Source organism: Sphingobium amiense, assembly GCF_003967075.1.
GTDB classification, from domain to species: Bacteria; Pseudomonadota; Alphaproteobacteria; order Sphingomonadales; family Sphingomonadaceae; genus Sphingobium; species Sphingobium amiense.
In genome coordinates, this window is sequence record NZ_AP018664.1 from 1,790,481 (window position 1) to 1,806,742 (window position 16,262).

At 63.1% G+C, this 16,262-nt stretch carries 23 protein-coding genes; all 23 read left to right on the top strand.

Going from position 1 to position 16,262, the window contains the following annotated elements:
* The first annotated feature begins 5 nt into the window (after positions 1-5).
* A complete protein-coding gene (locus SAMIE_RS08630) occupies positions 6-971 on the top strand; it encodes a hypothetical protein (RefSeq protein WP_066697612.1) in 966 nt (321 codons plus the stop codon).
* Positions 972-1,751, top strand: a complete 780-nt coding sequence (locus tag SAMIE_RS08635; RefSeq protein WP_066697615.1) for a hypothetical protein — start codon at positions 972-974, stop codon at positions 1,749-1,751.
* Positions 1,748-2,137, top strand: coding sequence for a GIY-YIG nuclease family protein (locus SAMIE_RS08640; protein ID WP_066697618.1), 390 nt, complete (start codon positions 1,748-1,750; stop codon positions 2,135-2,137). Before SAMIE_RS08635 ends, SAMIE_RS08640 begins: the two co-directional genes overlap by 4 nt.
* A 23-nt stretch (positions 2,138-2,160) precedes the next feature.
* The gene (locus SAMIE_RS08645; protein ID WP_126516777.1) at positions 2,161-2,820 is read left to right on the top strand and encodes a hypothetical protein; all 660 of its coding nucleotides are present in this window, start codon (positions 2,161-2,163) and stop codon (positions 2,818-2,820) included.
* Entirely contained in the window at positions 2,723-3,475 is a 753-nt protein-coding gene (locus SAMIE_RS08650) for a hypothetical protein (RefSeq protein ID WP_066700050.1), read from the top strand. The genes SAMIE_RS08645 and SAMIE_RS08650 overlap by 98 nt, the downstream gene beginning before the upstream one ends.
* Positions 3,472-3,789, top strand: coding sequence for a hypothetical protein (locus SAMIE_RS08655; protein WP_066700052.1), 318 nt, complete (start codon positions 3,472-3,474; stop codon positions 3,787-3,789). Before SAMIE_RS08650 ends, SAMIE_RS08655 begins: the two co-directional genes overlap by 4 nt.
* Entirely contained in the window at positions 3,786-3,947 is a 162-nt protein-coding gene (locus SAMIE_RS23350) for a hypothetical protein (RefSeq protein WP_157077758.1), read from the top strand. The genes SAMIE_RS08655 and SAMIE_RS23350 overlap by 4 nt, the downstream gene beginning before the upstream one ends.
* Positions 3,944-4,141, top strand: coding sequence for a hypothetical protein (locus tag SAMIE_RS23355; RefSeq protein ID WP_126516778.1), 198 nt, complete (start codon positions 3,944-3,946; stop codon positions 4,139-4,141). Before SAMIE_RS23350 ends, SAMIE_RS23355 begins: the two co-directional genes overlap by 4 nt.
* Complete coding sequence (locus SAMIE_RS08665; RefSeq protein ID WP_066700056.1) at positions 4,138-4,812, top strand: hypothetical protein; 675 nt, start codon at positions 4,138-4,140, stop codon at positions 4,810-4,812. Before SAMIE_RS23355 ends, SAMIE_RS08665 begins: the two co-directional genes overlap by 4 nt.
* A gap of 236 nt (positions 4,813-5,048) precedes the next feature.
* Positions 5,049-5,669, top strand: coding sequence for a hypothetical protein (locus tag SAMIE_RS08670; protein WP_066700058.1), 621 nt, complete (start codon positions 5,049-5,051; stop codon positions 5,667-5,669).
* Positions 5,653-7,875, top strand: coding sequence for a terminase gpA endonuclease subunit (locus SAMIE_RS08675; protein ID WP_066700060.1), 2,223 nt, complete (start codon positions 5,653-5,655; stop codon positions 7,873-7,875). The genes SAMIE_RS08670 and SAMIE_RS08675 overlap by 17 nt, the downstream gene beginning before the upstream one ends.
* 9 nt (positions 7,876-7,884) lie before the next feature.
* Positions 7,885-8,127 carry a hypothetical protein gene (locus SAMIE_RS08680; RefSeq protein WP_066700062.1) on the top strand — a complete coding sequence of 81 codons (243 nt, stop codon included), beginning with the start codon at positions 7,885-7,887 and terminating at the stop codon, positions 8,125-8,127.
* A complete protein-coding gene (locus SAMIE_RS08685; protein ID WP_066700063.1) occupies positions 8,127-9,761 on the top strand; it encodes a phage portal protein in 1,635 nt (544 codons plus the stop codon). The genes SAMIE_RS08680 and SAMIE_RS08685 overlap by 1 nt, the downstream gene beginning before the upstream one ends.
* The gene (locus SAMIE_RS08690; protein WP_066700065.1) at positions 9,758-10,684 is read left to right on the top strand and encodes a S49 family peptidase; all 927 of its coding nucleotides are present in this window, start codon (positions 9,758-9,760) and stop codon (positions 10,682-10,684) included. Before SAMIE_RS08685 ends, SAMIE_RS08690 begins: the two co-directional genes overlap by 4 nt.
* Positions 10,685-10,705: 21 nt before the next feature.
* A complete protein-coding gene (locus tag SAMIE_RS08695) occupies positions 10,706-11,245 on the top strand; it encodes a hypothetical protein (protein WP_066700067.1) in 540 nt (179 codons plus the stop codon).
* 1 nt (position 11,246) lies between these two features.
* Entirely contained in the window at positions 11,247-11,639 is a 393-nt protein-coding gene (locus tag SAMIE_RS08700) for a head decoration protein (protein WP_066700072.1), read from the top strand.
* Between the two features lie 30 nt (positions 11,640-11,669).
* The gene (locus SAMIE_RS08705; protein ID WP_066700077.1) at positions 11,670-12,701 is read left to right on the top strand and encodes a major capsid protein; all 1,032 of its coding nucleotides are present in this window, start codon (positions 11,670-11,672) and stop codon (positions 12,699-12,701) included.
* Positions 12,702-12,711: 10 nt separating this feature from the next.
* Complete coding sequence (locus SAMIE_RS08710) at positions 12,712-13,095, top strand: hypothetical protein (protein ID WP_066700079.1); 384 nt, start codon at positions 12,712-12,714, stop codon at positions 13,093-13,095.
* Positions 13,095-13,436 (top strand): hypothetical protein, encoded by a 342-nt coding sequence (locus SAMIE_RS08715; protein WP_066700081.1) that lies wholly within the window; start codon positions 13,095-13,097, stop codon positions 13,434-13,436. Before SAMIE_RS08710 ends, SAMIE_RS08715 begins: the two co-directional genes overlap by 1 nt.
* Positions 13,429-13,899, top strand: a complete 471-nt coding sequence (locus tag SAMIE_RS08720; protein ID WP_066700084.1) for a hypothetical protein — start codon at positions 13,429-13,431, stop codon at positions 13,897-13,899. The genes SAMIE_RS08715 and SAMIE_RS08720 overlap by 8 nt, the downstream gene beginning before the upstream one ends.
* Positions 13,900-13,916: 17 nt before the next feature.
* On the top strand, positions 13,917-14,117 hold the full coding sequence (locus tag SAMIE_RS08725) for a hypothetical protein (protein WP_066700085.1): 201 nt from the start codon (positions 13,917-13,919) through the stop codon (positions 14,115-14,117).
* A gap of 9 nt (positions 14,118-14,126) precedes the next feature.
* Positions 14,127-15,311: a hypothetical protein gene (locus tag SAMIE_RS08730; protein ID WP_232037402.1), complete on the top strand. Its 1,185-nt coding sequence runs from the start codon at positions 14,127-14,129 to the stop codon at positions 15,309-15,311.
* A 61-nt stretch (positions 15,312-15,372) separates the two neighbouring features.
* Entirely contained in the window at positions 15,373-16,140 is a 768-nt protein-coding gene (locus SAMIE_RS08735) for a hypothetical protein (protein WP_066700091.1), read from the top strand.
* The last annotated feature ends 122 nt before the right edge of the window (positions 16,141-16,262 follow it).

A 16,262-nucleotide genomic window follows, 5' to 3' on the forward strand; every position in this document is an offset into this window, starting at 1 on the left:
CCCCCATGAGCAAATCCCACGGTCACCAGCAGGTCGCGCTCCTCGACGGTCTGGTGAAGCGCGCCGAAGCGAAGCAGGCAGGCCTCTCCAAGCAAGCCATGGTCATGTCCTATGGTTTCGAGGACGAGACTCAGCTCAACCACGCTATTCAGGCGCTGACAGACGCCGGGGCGATTGCCATCGACATAGACGGCCGCTTCCCCTCGTTCCGCATCTTCCGGAAGAAGATCAAGGCAGCGCTGCCCCTTTCGCGGCCGATCTTCCTGTCGGCCGGATCGCCGGTGCTCGCCGCTGAGAAAGGTTCCGACGCCGTCGACTGGAAGAAGGTCTCGCGCGCTATCGACGTTGCGCGTCGCAACGCCCCGGTCGAACCGCCAGTGCCTCCTGAAAGTGCTCTCCCACAAACTGCGCCCACCTCGCCACCGGTGCCTCCTGCCCAGCAGGAGCCAGCGCGTGCGGCTTCCGGCACCATCCCGCGCAGCAATCAGATCAGCTTCAAGCTCACGCCGGAAGACGTGCGCTGGATCAGCGACCAGTACGATCAGTGCGCGGATGATGCCGAATCCTTCTCCGCCTTCTGCCGGGGGATATTCGTCACCGAACTGAAGCGGCTTCAATCCGCCGGAACAGTCGAGCCGAAGTCCGGCGCCGTGGAAGCAGCGCTCAAGCTGGAGACCGAGCGCGAGCAAATCGTGCCCTTCTACATCGGCTTCCGCCTGCCCAAGGAGGACTTCAACTGGCTGGTGGATGAGATGGACCGGTCCGGTCAGTCGACAGCGCTTCCCGCCTTTGCGCGCGACATGCTGCTTGCTGAGATGGATCGACGGCGCTCCCCTGAAAGCCGCAAGCACAAGATCAGCGCCCAGGTCCTGCGCGCCGCTCGCGAGGAGGGTCTGGATCTCGACACCTTCGTCACCAGCCTGATCGAAGTCGGCCTGACGGCGCGTGAGATGAACCGGAGGGGCGTCTGAGTGACGGCTGACCAGTTTGCCCTTTTCGACGTGCCGTCGCCAACGGAAAGTTCCCGAGTTGTGTCGTGGTTCTCCTGCGGCGCGGCGTCTGCTGCCGCCACCAAGCTATCAATCGATAAATACGGTGATCGCGTCGTAGTGGCCTACACAGACCCGAAGGGCGAGCACCCCGACAACAAGCGTTTCCTTGCTGACTGCGAGAAGTGGTTCGGGCGCGAAATCGTCCAGCTCTCTAGCCGGTTCTATAAAGACCCATGGGACGTGATGCTGCGCGAGCGGTATATCGTCGGTCCCGACGGTGCCAAGTGCACTGGAGAAATGAAGCGCGTTCTCCGCTTCACCTTTCAACGGCCAGACGACATCCAGGTCTTTGGCTACACCGCCGAAGAGAAGGCCCGGGCCAACCGCTTCCGTGAGGAAAACTTCGAAGTTTACCTCGAAACGCCGCTGATCGACCAAGGACTTACCAAGTCCGATTGCAAAGAAATGATCCGCGAGGCGGGCATTGAAATCCCGGCGATGTATCGCTTGGGGTTCCAGAACAATAACTGCATCGGCTGCCCCAAGGGCGGCATGGGGTACTGGAACAAGATCCGGCGGCACTTCCCCGAAGCTTTCGAACGTATGGCACGGATCGAGAGAGAGATTGGCGCCACCTGCATCCGAACCAAAAAGGAAGGTCGTGTCTTCCTCGACGAACTCGACCCCGCGCGCGGCAATATCTTGGATGAGCCGGATATCGAATGCTCCCTCATGTGCCACGGGAGCGATGCTGCGTGAGCAAGCACCGCCTCTACTTCATCGTCCCAGCGTCGCGTCGCCAAGTCAAAATTGGCATGTCAGCGAACCCGTGGACGCGCCTCTACGATCTCCAGGCTGGCAATCACGAGAAACTGTCCATCGATCTGCTCCTGACGTTCCCGGATCGCTCAAGCGCGTGGCGCTACGAGGACGCCATGCACCAGCAATTTGCGGCGCAATGGCTTCACCGGGAATGGTTCACCTATTCGAGCGAGCTTCAGGCATTCTGTCGCACTTGGAAGGAAGGTGGGCGGCCTTCGATCTCGCAGCCGCCCTGCTCGATCAAGCAGGCTATTAGTTGCAGCGGATATCAAATTTCGCGCGATGACTTCCTAGCTAATCTTCGAGCGAGGGCGATTGCATGAGCTTTCGCGACGCTCGATCGATCATGGCCGATATCGCCGTAGCTGGCATGACGCCGGAGCAGATGGTGCTCGTCATGGAGCTGTATGGCTCCGCCGTCGCAGAGGCTGCGAGCGTCACCAAATCCGTTACGAGTAACGCAACGCTACGTACGGCGAATGCTGAGCGGCAAGCACGGTATCGGGCGCGTCAGAAGCAGCGGGAAGCCGGTGAGAGCGTAACGGATGACGTAACGCATAACGCCGCGAGTGACGATGGTGACGTTACGTCTGTTACGCCCACCCCCTCGCCCGCCCCCTCCCTTTTCCTTCCCCCAGACCCCCAACCAAAACCCACCCCCACCCACACCCCCGCGACGGAAACGCGCGCACGTAAGGGGACCCGGTTGGCTGAGGACTGGCAGCCGGAGCCGTTGAGCGAGAAGCACACGGCGATGGTGGAGAACTGGCCGCCCGGCGCCTTCGTCCGGGAGCGGGAGAAATTCCGAAACTACTGGCTCGCGAAGTCCGGGGCCGGCGCAACGAAGACCGACTGGCAGCGAACTTGGATCAACTGGCTGCTCTCAGCTGACGAAAGGATGCCCACCCATGGGACAGGAAATCGCCATCAGGCAGGATCAGGCGGTCACGGCGGGCAGTTCCGCGACCCCGTATTCGATTACCTCGCTCAAAGCCATGGTTCCTAGCTGGCTGGGGCGCGGCCTGTTCGAGGACGTCGCCTATGCCATGCCGGCCCAGATCCCCGCCGATGGCCCGCGCCAGCTTCGCGATGTGGCTCAGCGATTCCGGGACAGCCTGAGCGAGAGGGCCGTTCGCGAAGTGATCGGGCAGCGTGAGGGCGAGGACGGTAAGGTGCACCCGCTCATCTCCGATCCGCTCGACAACATCCTCGCCGAGCTTCGCCTGCGAACCACCGTCAGGAACGAAAGCCGGTCGGAGGCGGAGAGCCGCTTCAAGCTGCTGCGCGACGACTGCCGCCCCCACTGCCTAGAGGCCATCCGAGAGGGCGCCATGGCCTATGCCAAGGCCAACAAGTTCTTCCCCGCCGGGTATGGGGAACTGCTGCCCTACATTCGCGCCGCCGAGAGCGAACGCCAGCGCACCATGTCCAAGCTGCTCGAAGCGGCGAAGCGGGCCGAGGAAGAACTGGCTGAGCGCAAGCGGCTGAAAGATGATCCCGTCGACCCAGCCGAGGTGGCCGCCTTCGTGAAGGAGATGGAATCGGCCGCAGGGATGCGCGCCGAGGACACCAAGAAGAGGGACTATTCGAACCTGCGTCAGCCCAGCCCTGACGAGCTGGCCAAGATGGCGGAAGAGTTCAATGAGGGGCGGCCGGCATGATTGAGGGAAAAGCGAATCCTCGGTTCGGCCCCAATGAAAAAGCGTTGCGGATCGCGATGGACAGAGCGTCTGTCTTCGCCTCAGATAAGCGTTATTCAGAAGACCTGACGCGCCTTCAAATCACCGCAGTTCGGGTCACAATCCCAGCCATCGTATCTGGCCTGGCGCGGCTCGATGACCGCCGAAAGTCGTCGAAGCACTGGAACGGCGAGATAAGCGAGCGCGCGTTCGAGGAAAATGAAGCTGACGCTGCGCTGTGGTTGCTTTGGCTGGATGTCGCAAGGGCAGTCTTCAAGCAGGGGGCACCGGCATGAAGGCGCCCATTCCCTATCACGAATGCCTGTGCGGCGGCCGGGAAGACGATCGCGGCCAGGCTGTCCCGTTCAAGTGCCACGCCTGCGGCAGGATCACCATGGGCGAGTGGAAAGGATGCCGGCGCGTGTCGCCGCCGGCGGAAGGAGCCTTGCTGTGACGATGCAATCCTCCCTTGGGCGTCATGCGTCGTCGATGCGCGACCCCGATCCCGCCGCCGCGCGCCGACTGGCCCGACAGGCATTCCACGAAACTGGCTTCATCGTGCTGGACCCTGCCTGGATCCAGTCATGGGGCGACCGAGAACTGGTGAAGGCGATTGCCGCCAAAGTGCATGGGAAGGCGAAGAAATGATGACGAAGCGGGGGCAGGATCGCCAGAGCGTGCGAGAGGCAGAGGAGCAGCGTGTCGCAGCGCTGTTGAAGCGAGATGCGGATGACCGGGAGCAGGACCGGCGGCGTACGATCGCTGTCGCCCAGGTCGAAAGCGGCGAGTTCGCCAACCTTGACGACACAGTGGTACCGCCGACGCCTGAGCAACTGACAAAGGGGGAGTTCCGACCATATACGCCCCGCGGTGAAAAGGGGACGGTGCGAAGTGTCCGGACCGTGCGCCGGGTTCTGATCAGCCAGATCGCCTACCTCTACAGCCATGGCGTGCTGGACGATGACACCTTTGCAGCCTGCCGCTGGTATAAGGATCGGTACGAGGCCGGCGAGATGGAACCGACTGCACCGGTTGCGGGCTACGGCGAAAGCGTGCGAGGCGACCCGATCTACGGTCATCTGCCCAAATCTCAGTGGGCAGCAGAAGCTCGATCAGATTTCCGCTTTGCCCAAGGCTTCATACCCGACGATGTCTCAAGGCTGTTCGATCTCATTGTTTTGGAAGATCAGACACTTACCAGCGCAGCCAAGGCATCTCGCTGCCGCTATTCTAACGTCCGGGCGGCCTTCCTTCGTGGAGCGCTTGCTCTCCATGGGGGAATTGCCAATCGACTGGAGATTGAAAAGCGATTTCAATGATATTGACTTTTCGGGACATCCGAATCATACGAAATCGAATTGCTGAAAGGCGCGTCCAAAATCGGGCGCGCCTTTTTCGTTTATCTGCAACGGATTAGCTTTTGCGACTCGGGCAGCCTTATCGCTGCTCGTCCGAGCGATCTTCCGCCGCCGGGCAGCACTCACCCTTGCAATCAACAGACGCTCTAGGCTCGACCGAGTGCAGCTGCTCGCGCCGGCGGCGGAAGGACTGAACCATGGCCAGACCGAGAGGTGACGCCAGCAATCTGATCAAGCGTCTCGAGGCAGCCCTGACGGTGGCAAAGCCGCGCGACGTCGTCGACACCACCGTCATGTCGAAGATCGTGGGTATGACATGGCGCAACCTGCTGGTCACCCATATCGAGCCTGACGCTGCGTTTCCGGTAAAGCGGCGCGGCGCGGAGGGCGTCGCATGGGAATTTCAGGTGGTGAAGGTGCTGAGGCACATGATCCGACGGGCGCGCGAACGCATGGCCACGAACGAGGCCGCAGCGCGCCGCGCGCATCAGCTCACCAGCTTCTCGGTTCCTGAGGATCCGGAAGGCCCGATGAGCCTCGCGGATCTCGCCAAGCTGGCGGACCTGACCATTCGGGCCCAGAACGAGAAGACGCGGCAGCGGGAATATGTGCCCGCCGCTAGAGTCCGCGACTTCCTGATCCGCTACAACGCTGCCGTCACGGGCGGCATCCTTGGCATCTCTCAGGTGACTGACCCGAACGGCGGCATGGACCCGGCCGCCCGTGCAGTCATCGACAACGAACTGCGGAACGTGGCGGTCCACGTCGGCGGAATCGTCGACGCATTTCTGAAGGAGTTAGGTGCGGGTCTACAGTAGGCAGGAGCTTGCCAGCGAGATCGAGAAGATCGCCGCCGACGGCTACTGCGCCGACATTGCTGAGATAGCCCGAGGCGTTCGGTCGCATCTCATTCCGCCGGACGACATCGGCACCATCGAATGCGCGGAGACGTCCCGCTATTTTCGCTCCCCCAAGGGCGACAAGAAGTTCCTCTGGAGCAGGGCGCAGACCCCGTATCTCGTCGGGCCTGCCCGGTATGGGTTGGACGATTCGACCTGCCGCGAGGTGATTATGCCCAAGCCTGGGCGATCCGGCGGCACGGCGCTGTTCGAATGCTACGAGTACAAGCTGATGAAGCATGGGCCGATGCCCGACATGCTCATCTACCTTGGGTCCGACAGCGAGGTCGACAGCTACTGCGACAAGGGCTTCCGGTATCTCTTCGAGGATCATCCGGACATCAAGGCGAAGGTCGGCACCGGCAGGAGCGATGACAAGCTCAAGGCGAAGAAAGTCAGCGGGCGGTCTGTCGAGGTGCTGCAGGCCAACACCAAAACGGTGACGGGCCGCCAGGCGGCATGGATGCGGGTCGACGAGCTGGATACCTTTCCGAAGGTGCTCTGCTCGAACTTTCTTGAACAGACCCGCATCCGTGGCCGCCAGTTGGGCTCGCATCGCAAGGTGGGCATCACGTCTCACCCCGACATGGGTTGGGGCTCTGGCGTGGCGCAGGCGTGGACCATGTCCTCCAAGGGCATATTCATCATGCAGTGCCCGAACTGCGGCGGCCATGCATCGCCCTATCCGACCAAGTTCTGGCCCGACGTTCCGCGGTTTCGCTTGGTCTACGAGAAGCAGCCGAAGCACGAGCGCTGGACCCTGTCGCAGCGCCTCAAGGTCGCAGAGCAGACCGCTGTGATGCAGTGCCCTCACTGCCTTGCCGGTCTCGACGACAAGCAGAGATTTGCCATGGTCGACGATGCGGCGGCAGGCCGGGGGACAGGGCGCAACACCATGAGCGGCTGGATGCACGAGGGCCAATGGCTCGACGTCGAAGCCGGCATCATGGGCGAACCCGACGATAATCCAGCGCGCGGCTTCTGGATTCACGGCCTGATGGTCAAGGCCATCACCAACGCCGAACTGGCGCGCGATCTTGAGGGCGCGAACGCCCACTATGAGTCGACGCGGAAGACCGACAAGCTCAAGCAGGTGCTGGCGAAGGTCTTCGCGGAGATTTTCGAGGGCGCTGGGGCTGGTCAGGATCTGGACAGCGCAGGTTTACAGAAGCGTGCATCGGGTGGACATGATGCGTCCGCCGACGGGCAGAAGGACGATCTGCGGTTTACGATCGGTCGATGCCCGGCCTCCGTCCGCTTCATCACCGCCGCGGTCGACGTCGGGCACGGCAAGTTCGACATCAGCTTTCGCGGCTGGGATCTGGAAAGCCGTTCGTGGTGGATCGATCGGTCTACCCTGACGCAGCGGCGCTGGCCGGACGGTGTGTGGCGCGAGCTGCGCCCGACCGACCGCATCGACGACTGGGACGTCCTCTACGAGATGGTCATCGACCGACGTTTCCCCATCCTTGGACGGCCGGGGTGGGCCATGCCGGTGGCGGTGACCTGCATCGACAGCGGCGATGGCAATTCGACGTGGAAGGCGCGAGAATTTGCCCGCCGGTCGATCAGAAGTGGCAGGTACTGGGGCTCGCGTTCCAATCCCTGGCCGAAGGTCAGACTGATCAAAGGCGCGAAGCCTGTGACCGCTCCGCCCCTGCCGGTGGTGCCGCGCAAGGTCAGCAAGGACGAGCACGGCCATGAGGTTACGCCCATCGTGCTGGAGTTCGATCTGGGCGTGCACGGGCTCAAAGAGCAGGCAATCGAGCGTCTCGGTGTAGCGGACGGCGGCCCGGGCCAATGCGAATTCGCCGACGGCATCTCGTCGAACCACTTCGATGAGTATTTCGGCGAGACGCTGAAGGACGGCAAGTGGGACCGGACGGGACCAAACGAGAGCCTCGATCTCTTCGGGTACGAGGAGGCTGGCCGCCAGATGCTCCAGCCCGATCGCAAGGACATCAAATGGGACGAGGGGAAGCTACCGCCGTGGGCAACCCCCGTTCTCATCAGCACGGGGGGAGGTGATCAAGCGGTTGCGGATGAGGGATCACCCGTTCCCACGCCGAAGAAAGAAACCAAGGGAAATCTTCTCCAGCGCTTTGACGCGCTCAATAGCAGGTAGGAAGCGACATTGGCTACAGCAGAGGAAATCAGGGCGGACATCGCCGCGGTCCGCGCTGAGCGGCTGTCGTTGATCCGCGGTGAGCGTGTGAAAGAAGTCTGGCGTGACGGCCGGCGGCTGACCTTCAGCGAGATAACCCTTGACGGTATCTCCAAGGTCCTCACCGCTCTGAACCAGGAACTGGCGGACGTCCTCGCCGACGATGGCGGTTCGCCGCGCCGCCGCGCCATCGGCATCCGGTATTCGAACTGATGGGGCTGATCTCGGACATCGGCGCAGGCCTCAGCCGCGCTGCCTATTCCTTGGGTATCAGCTTCGGCCAGCCCCGCCGCGACGCTGGCCGCAGCGACATCCCTGAGATGAATGGCTGGAATCCGCCTCCCGGGTTTGCCGGTTCGAACAGTTATGGCGAGCGGGACGCCATCCTCGGTCGCGCGCGGGATCTCGACAAGAACAACGCGTGGATCAACGGCGGGCTTGATAGGCGTGTCGAATCCGTCATCGGCGGGTCGATCCGTCTGGCAGCCCAGCCCGAGCTGACCATCCTCAATCGCGATTACGACTGGCGTATGAAGTGGACCGCCAAGACGGAGGCCCGCTTCAAGGTCTGGGGCAAGGACATCGAACGCCGATGCGATGCTCGGCAGATGCTGACCTTCGGGCAGATCACTAAGCTCGCCTATCTCACCTATATCCGCGATGGCGAGGTGGCGGCCGAGATTCGTGACGACAAGCGCGGCATCTCGAACACCACGAACGTCCTGCTCTTCGAAGCCGAGCGCATCAGCACGCCGAGCGACCGGATGTTCGAAGAGGGACCGCTGCTCCGCAATGGCATTGCCTTCTCATCCAGCGGCGCGGCCATCAGCTATTACGTGGCGTCGCGTCACCCGGCAGACAGCGCTGGCCGCAAGACATCGGACCGGTGGGACTATATCCCCCGCTTCGGCAAAACCGGGCGCGCCAAGCTGGTCCATGTGTTCAGCCCCCGCTACGCAGAACAGAACCGCGGCATCTCGCGCCTCGCCGAAGCGATGGTCCCGGCGAAAATGCTGGACCGCGTCGACCGGGCGGAGGTTCAGGCCGCGCTCAAAGCGGCCATTCTGTCGTTCTTCATCAGATCGCCCGGGTCGACCGATGATCTGCAGGCCGCGCTGGCGCCGACCGGCAACGACAATGAGCTGGACGCATGGGTCGACAAGTATCTCGACTATCGTACCAAGTCGCCGGTCCGCATGGATGCGGCGCAGATCGTCCACCTCCTTCCCGAGGAGGACGTGGTCGCTCCGGATGCCAGCCATCCGAATAGCAACTATCCCGCCTTCGCGCGCTTCGTCCTCCAGAAGATCGCTGCGTCGCTCGGCATCAGCTACCCTCAGCTGTCGCAGGACTGGTCGGGCATCAACTATTCGTCGGCGCGCGCCCTGCTCAACGAACTGTGGCGCTCCTTCCTTGAGGATCGTGAGTTCTTCACGCAGCAGTTCTGCACCCCGATCTATGCCGCATGGCTCGAAGTGGAAGTCGCGAACGGGGACATCACTGTCCCGGGCGGCCCCGCCAACTTCTATCGTAACAAGACGGCTATCTGCATGGCGGAGTGGATCGGACCCGGACGAGGTTCGGTCGATCCGCTCAAAGAGGCGAACGCCAACAATCTCGACATCGCAGCGGGCCGCAAATCGACGGTCGCCGCAATTCTGGAGGATGGTCGAGATCCTACTGACGTGATGGCGGAAGAGGACTGGTATCTCAAAGAGCGCGCAAAGCGCGGCATGCCGCCCCCCAACCACAACGTCAAAGCCGCACCGACCGGAGCGGAGGACGATCCGAACGAAAATGAGCCGGCACCAGCCCCGCCGGCGCAACCGGAGCGCAGGGCAGCATGACCGATTTCCCGCTGTGGGCCGAGCGCCTCTACAACCGTCCACTGGCGCTGGACCGGTTCAAGAACGAGGTGCTCTGCGAATTCGCGCAGACGCGCATCACCGGCGCGCGACCGCAAAAGCTGACCTCCGCCACGCTGGACAGGGTTGACCACGATCCGGAGCGCATTCAGGCGAACGAGGGCTTCGCAACATTTCAGGGTCCAAATGGCGTCCGCCGCGCCTTTGCCGCCTATGGTGACATTGCCGTCATTCCGGTCAGGGGGTCGCTGGTTCATCGCGGCGGCTGGCTCGACGCAGAGTCCGGTCTGATCGGCTACGATTTCCTGCTGCGGCAGGCGCGCGCGGCGGCCACCGACGACAGCATCACGGGCATGATGCTTCCGTTCGATTCCGGCGGCGGCGAGTGCGCGGGCATGTTCGCAGCGGCCGAGGAACTGGCCAGCATGGCGAAAGCGGAAGGCGGCAAGCCCATCTATGCCTATCTCGACGAGCGCGCGTGCAGCGCCGCCTACGTTCTTGCCAGCGCCTGCGACAAGATCATGGGCCGCCGCGAGGTAATGGGCGGTTCCATAGCTGCCATCATCAACATGGTCGACAAGTCCAAGATGTACGAGAAGGCGGGACTTGAGCCCATCGTCATCCGAGCCGCGTGGGCAGATCGCAAGGCCAAATGGAGTGGTGTCGAACCGGTCGATGCCGAGACTATCAGCCGCTTGGAAGAGATCGTCGATGAGGCCAGCGAGCAGATCGTCGAGTTCGTTTCTGCGATGCGCAGCGATCGCGGTGTTTCGGTCAAGTCGCTCAAGCAACTGCGGGGTGAGGTTTTCACCGGCAACGACCTGCTCAAGTTCGGCCTGATCGACGAAATCGCGTCTGAACGCGAGGCATGGGACGCGCTCATCGCCGAAGCCCGGTCCGCCTGACCGGCCAACACAGGAGCCAGCATGACCACCAGCAAGCGCCTCGCGGCGCATCGGGCCTCTGCGGCCAACGAAGATCCACAAGTTTCGCCCGCTCCGGTCGGCCCCGGAAAAGACGAGAAGCCCACCAATCCTGACAAGGAGAAACCTTCCATGCCCACCGAAGACGAAATGGCGGCGGCTGCCGAGGCTGCCCGCAAGGAGGCGCACACGAGCGGATTCAAGGCCGCAAACGAGCGCATGAACAAGGTCTTCGCATCCGAACATTATGTCGGCCGCGAAGCCCTCGCCCAGTCGCTGCTCGCCAGCGAAGCCCTCTCCGCCGAGGACGTGATCGGCCACCTCGAAAAGGCGCCGAAGGCCGCCGCCGAGACCACGACCGCTCTGACCGCCGAACAGCAGCAGGCCGCTTCCGAAGCGGCTGCCCGGGAGGAGATGAAGAAGGCCATCGCCGAAACCGGCAACAGCAACATCGACGCCGATGGCGGCAAAAAGCCGGACAAGAAGGCCGAAGCCGATAGCGTCTGGACCAAGGCCTACGGGCTGAACAAGGAGGGCAAGTGACATGCCGGCTGTAGCGTTCAACAACAAGCGCTCGGGCTGCTACCTGGGCGAAAGCAACCCGCCGAACCAGATCAACGAGGAAATCGTCTTTGCCGCGGCTGCCGGCAACTATGACGCGGGCCTTGTGCTGGGCCAAGTGACGGCAAACGAGAAGTTCGTGCCGCACAATCCCGCCGCCTCGGACGGATCCCAGGTGGCTGCTGCAATCCTGTTTCACCCGGTCACCTCGACCGGCGCGGACGTCAAGACGGTGGCAACCCGCAACGGCCCGGCCACCATCAGCCTGCCGTACCTGACCTTCGCAACCGGCATCTCCAACGCGAACCGGATCGCCGCAATCAAGGCGCTACGCGCGCGCGGGATGAAGGTCCTGCCGCAGCACGCCGGCGAATAACCGCCGCTCTTTTCGAAAGGACAAAGCATCATGGCCATTTCCATGGCAGTTTTCGGCGGCGACGCTTTCACGCAGGCGTCGATGATCCGCGGGCTCGACCGCCGCCCCTATATCCCCAATCAGCTCGACAGCGTGATCGGCTTTGAGCCGGTCCGCGCCACCACCGACACCGTCTACGTGATCAGCCGGAAGCGGTACGTCAGCCTGATCCGCACCACCTTGCGGGGCGCACCTATCGAGATGGCGCAGCCCGACGACAAGGATGCGCGTCCGCTGCGTATCCCCCGCTTGGCGAAGGGTGACAAGCTGTACGCGCACGAACTGGCGAACATCAATCCGCTCGAAGATGAGACCGAAACCGACCGCGCCGCTGCCGAGGTCGCCAAGAAGCAGGACAAGCTGATCGGCGATACCGAGGCCACCTTCGAATTCCAGCGGCTAGGCGCGCTCAACGGTCTGGTGCTGGACACCGACGGCTCGACGCTGGTGAACTTCTGGACCGAGTTCGGCATCACGCAACCCAGCGACATCGACCTCACGCTGGACGATCCGAACATGACGATTGGCCAGTTGCGCGAAAAGATCGCCACACTGATCGTGATGCCGATCGCGCGTGCGTCAGGCGCTGGCAACGACCCGCGCTTCCGCGTCAAGGCATTGTGCGGCGACGCTTTCTGGTTTGCCCTGACCGGCCACCCCGCCGTCGAGAAGACCTATCAGAATTATGCTGCGGCGGCGGAGCTACGCGGCGAGCGCCTGTGGGAGGAATTTCCGCTCGGCGGCGTCACCTTCGTCCACTATCGCGGCACGGACGATGGCTCGACCATCTCCATCCCCACCAACAAGGCCCGCTTCTTCCCGGTTGGCGTGCCGGGCATGTGGCAGCACGTCATGGGCCCGATGAACGAGTCCATGCCTCTGCTCAACCAGCCCGGGCGTCGTTACTATCCTTTTCTCGAGAAGGACAAGAGCGAGAAGCAACAGTGGGTCCAGCCGGAGATCTACTCCTACCCGCTCTTCGTAAACGCGCGTCCGGACCTCGTCCTGACGGGCACCATCTGAGGAGTGGCACATGTCGAAAGATAAGATCCTCAAGCAGAAGGTGTATCATAACGGTACGAGCATGGTGGTGCTGAACGCAGGTGACAGGCACACGGTCCCGGAAGATCGCCGCCAGTCCTTCATCGACGAGGGCATCATTGCCGGAAAGACGTCGGACGAACTCGCACGCGAAGCGGCGGAACATGCGGCAGCGGAGCAGGATGGCGACGATGCGTCCCTGTTCACTGCCAAGCACATCGCCGGCGGTCTCTATGAGATCACCGGCCCGGGCCTCGAGCAGCCCGAGCGGGTGAAGGGCAAGACCGAAACCGAGGTTCGCATCGCCGAACTGGTGGAAGCTCACAAAGCCGCCGCCGCTTCTGCCGCGGACGGCGCGGGCGCTCCGCCGGTCTGATGCCCCTTCCCGATCTGGAGAGCCGCACCGAAAAGCTGTTCTCCAAGTCCGACCAGCTGCTGGGCGACACCATCACGGTGGTGATGCCCGGCAGCGACCCGGTGACCATCAAGCGCCAGGTCAGCCATCGCGACAAAACGCGCGTGCTCGACTTCGCCGCAGCCACCGCTCAGGACATTCTGATCGAGCTGGACAAGGCAACCTTCCCTACGCGGCCGCAGGGAACGTGGCGCATCACCCTACCCCGCCTGCCCGGGCGGACATTTGCACCGGCAGGAGCGAATACCGACGAGAGCGGCTTCTATTGGGAGGTTGGCGTCAAGGAGGTGAAGGGTGCCTGAAACCCTTGCCGCCATCCGAAAAGTCGAAGCCGCGCTGATGGAAGCGATCGCCGTGCGCCGCCCCGATCTGCAGGGCTTTGCCGACCGCAGCACCGCCGAGCCGCTGAGCGAAGGCGAATGGCCCGGATACAGCGTGCGCCATGAGGTGAAGTTCAACCTTTCGCCCGAGATGGGGCAGTTCTTCAACGACGCGCTCTTCACCTTCGAGGTGCAAAGCGGAAACACCACCGACGCGACGCTGGACCAGATCAACCAGCTTGCAGTCAGCGACATCAACGACGCTCTTCAGGCTGATCCGACACTGGGCGGCATGGTGGAGGACGTCGAACCTATCGGCTCGGACAGCAGCCAGCCCGAATCCGCCGACGTCGGATCGGCCGTGCTGCAGGTCCGCGTCACCTACTACACACTCATCCGCAGTCACTCGACCATCGTCGGGCACGGCGGCCAGCTTTTCACTTAACCACCGGAGAAACGACCATGGCTGACACGCCAAGCGCGCCGCCGTTGCCCGACGGCAGCGTGGACTTCAACGCCATCCATGCCGCTGCCAAGCGCGGCCACGATCTGGATAAGGCCGTCGAAAAGGCGACCTTCGTTCATCCCGAGAAGGAAGAGGCCGCCAAGGCCGCGGGGGCGGAGCCCGCTGCTTCCGAACCCGCCAGCAGCAAGGAGGACTGATCCATGGGCTTGAAGGCCAACAAGACTGCGCTCGCGGTGGCGCAGCAGCCCCTCGTCGACACGTTCGTCCAGCCCTCGCCGACAAGCGATGTTATGACGGTATCCAATGTCAACTTCAACATTCAGGGCGTGACCGTCCAGAATGAAGAGTATACCGGCACCATCCACAAGAACGGCGACGAGGTGATCGGGAAGAACTGCACCCTCACCTTCAACATTTATCTGCGCCCGCCTGCAGGCGGAGCAGTGCCTGCCGCCAACGCCTACATTCCGGGCCGTGTGCTGCAGGCAGCGAAGTTCACCGAGAATCGCGTCTCGACTGCCATCCCGGCAGCGCCCGAGGCCATCGGCGCCGGCCCCACCACCACATCAGTGACGCTGGGCGCCAGCGCCGCTGCGACGGCGGGCCTATACAAGGGACTGCTCGTGTCGCTCAACAGCATCGGCGCCAGCTATCCCAAGCGGCTGACTCCCATCCGCTCCTACTCCGCTGGTAAAGTCGCCACGCTCATGGAGACCTTGGGCGCGGCACCGAGCGGCAACTATCAGATCCCGCCCCAGCTGGCCTATCAGCGCTCCATCAGCGAGACAGATCCGGACCCGCTGTCGCAGTCGCTCTGGCTCGACGGCCTGCGCTTCGATCTTGTCAACATGCGAGTGTCGGGCCTGCGCATCAACCTACCGGTGTCGACCCGCCAGCAGGGCGCCATCCCGATGCTCGAAGTGACGATGACGGGCACCATCGAGAACTCGGTCGACGAAGCCACTCCGGCCATCCCAGCGTTGGGCGCGGTGCCCAAGTTCCGCGACGGCGACCTGTGGATCGCGAACAAGGCCGTCGGCGGAGCGTCGCTGGTGTTCGACTTCGGCCTGCGCACCGCAGCTCCGCCGAACCCGAACAAGTCCGACGGGTCGGACGCCGAGGAACTGGTGGAAAGCCGCACGACCATCACCGCCGACCTGCAGAAATATCGCAAGGCGCAGTTCGACACCCTCGCGCTGGCCGATGCTCAGGCGCAGCACGCGGTATGGGCGCAGTACGGCATGGGTCCGGGCACCGTCGTCAGCGTGAACGCGCCAGACGCGCGCCTCAACTATCGCTCGCCCAACATCGGACAGGATCATGTGACCGAGACCGGCGACCTGTTCGTGGACGTTTTCGACCGCAACGTGTCGATCGTCTTCCCCTTCTGACCTTCGGAGCTTCGGACCTCACCATCCGAAGCTCCGGACCTTCCAATCATCGGAGTAAGCTGTGGCATCTGTCCCTTATGAGGCCAGCGAGATCGAGCGGTTCACCCCCGCTTCGCTGGCCCACCTTGAAACCCCGCCCGTATTCCGCCTGCGCGCCGCCACCAGGCGCGAGCGCCGCCGCTATGATCGCCTCATGGTCGAAGAAGGCCTGCGCCGTCACGACAAGGACGCGATGCGCGACGAAATCATCCGCGGCCTGCGCGCGCTCTCCAGCGATGACGAATTCGAGCGTTGGGAAATGCTGCTGCGCGCGCACTGGGAAGCGGCGGACGAATTCGAGAACGAGCACAGGGATCTGGCACCCGAAAAGATCCCCGCATTCGTTCCGCCCGGGCCGAGCGAGGACGAGATCGCGCGAGTGACGCGGGGCGTCCACGAAAACTGGGGTCCGCTCCGCAAGATGGCTGCGGACAACCTCATCTTCAACCGCGAAGCCCCTGCCCTGCTTATCTCCGTCATCCTTTCCGGTTGGTCTGGCCTATGCACGCCGTTCCGGTCGCATGAGGGCACCATCCCGCTCGACACCATCGATGCGCTCGACAAGGATCTTGCGAAGCTGGAGCAGGACAATGACCTGTCGCCGGGCAAGGCCTTCGTGGACCTGTACGTCGCGGCCACGAACCGCATGTTCCTGTCAGGGGACGCGGAAAAAAACTCCTCATCGCCTGCGCCATCTCCCAGCGACCAGCAGACTACGAGCCATGGGGCGGAGTCACCAGCTGGCACGTCGAAGGCGTCGGCGACTTCTCCCGAAACCCCAGCGAGCTAGTCGGCGATGACGAGTTCGACCTGCTGCGCCTCTATCACCAGTGCGACCGGGGGCTCAGCGGCATGGTGTGGCCCGACGGCGGGGCGCTGCTCGATCAGCCTGCTGTGCTGGTCCAGGCGTTC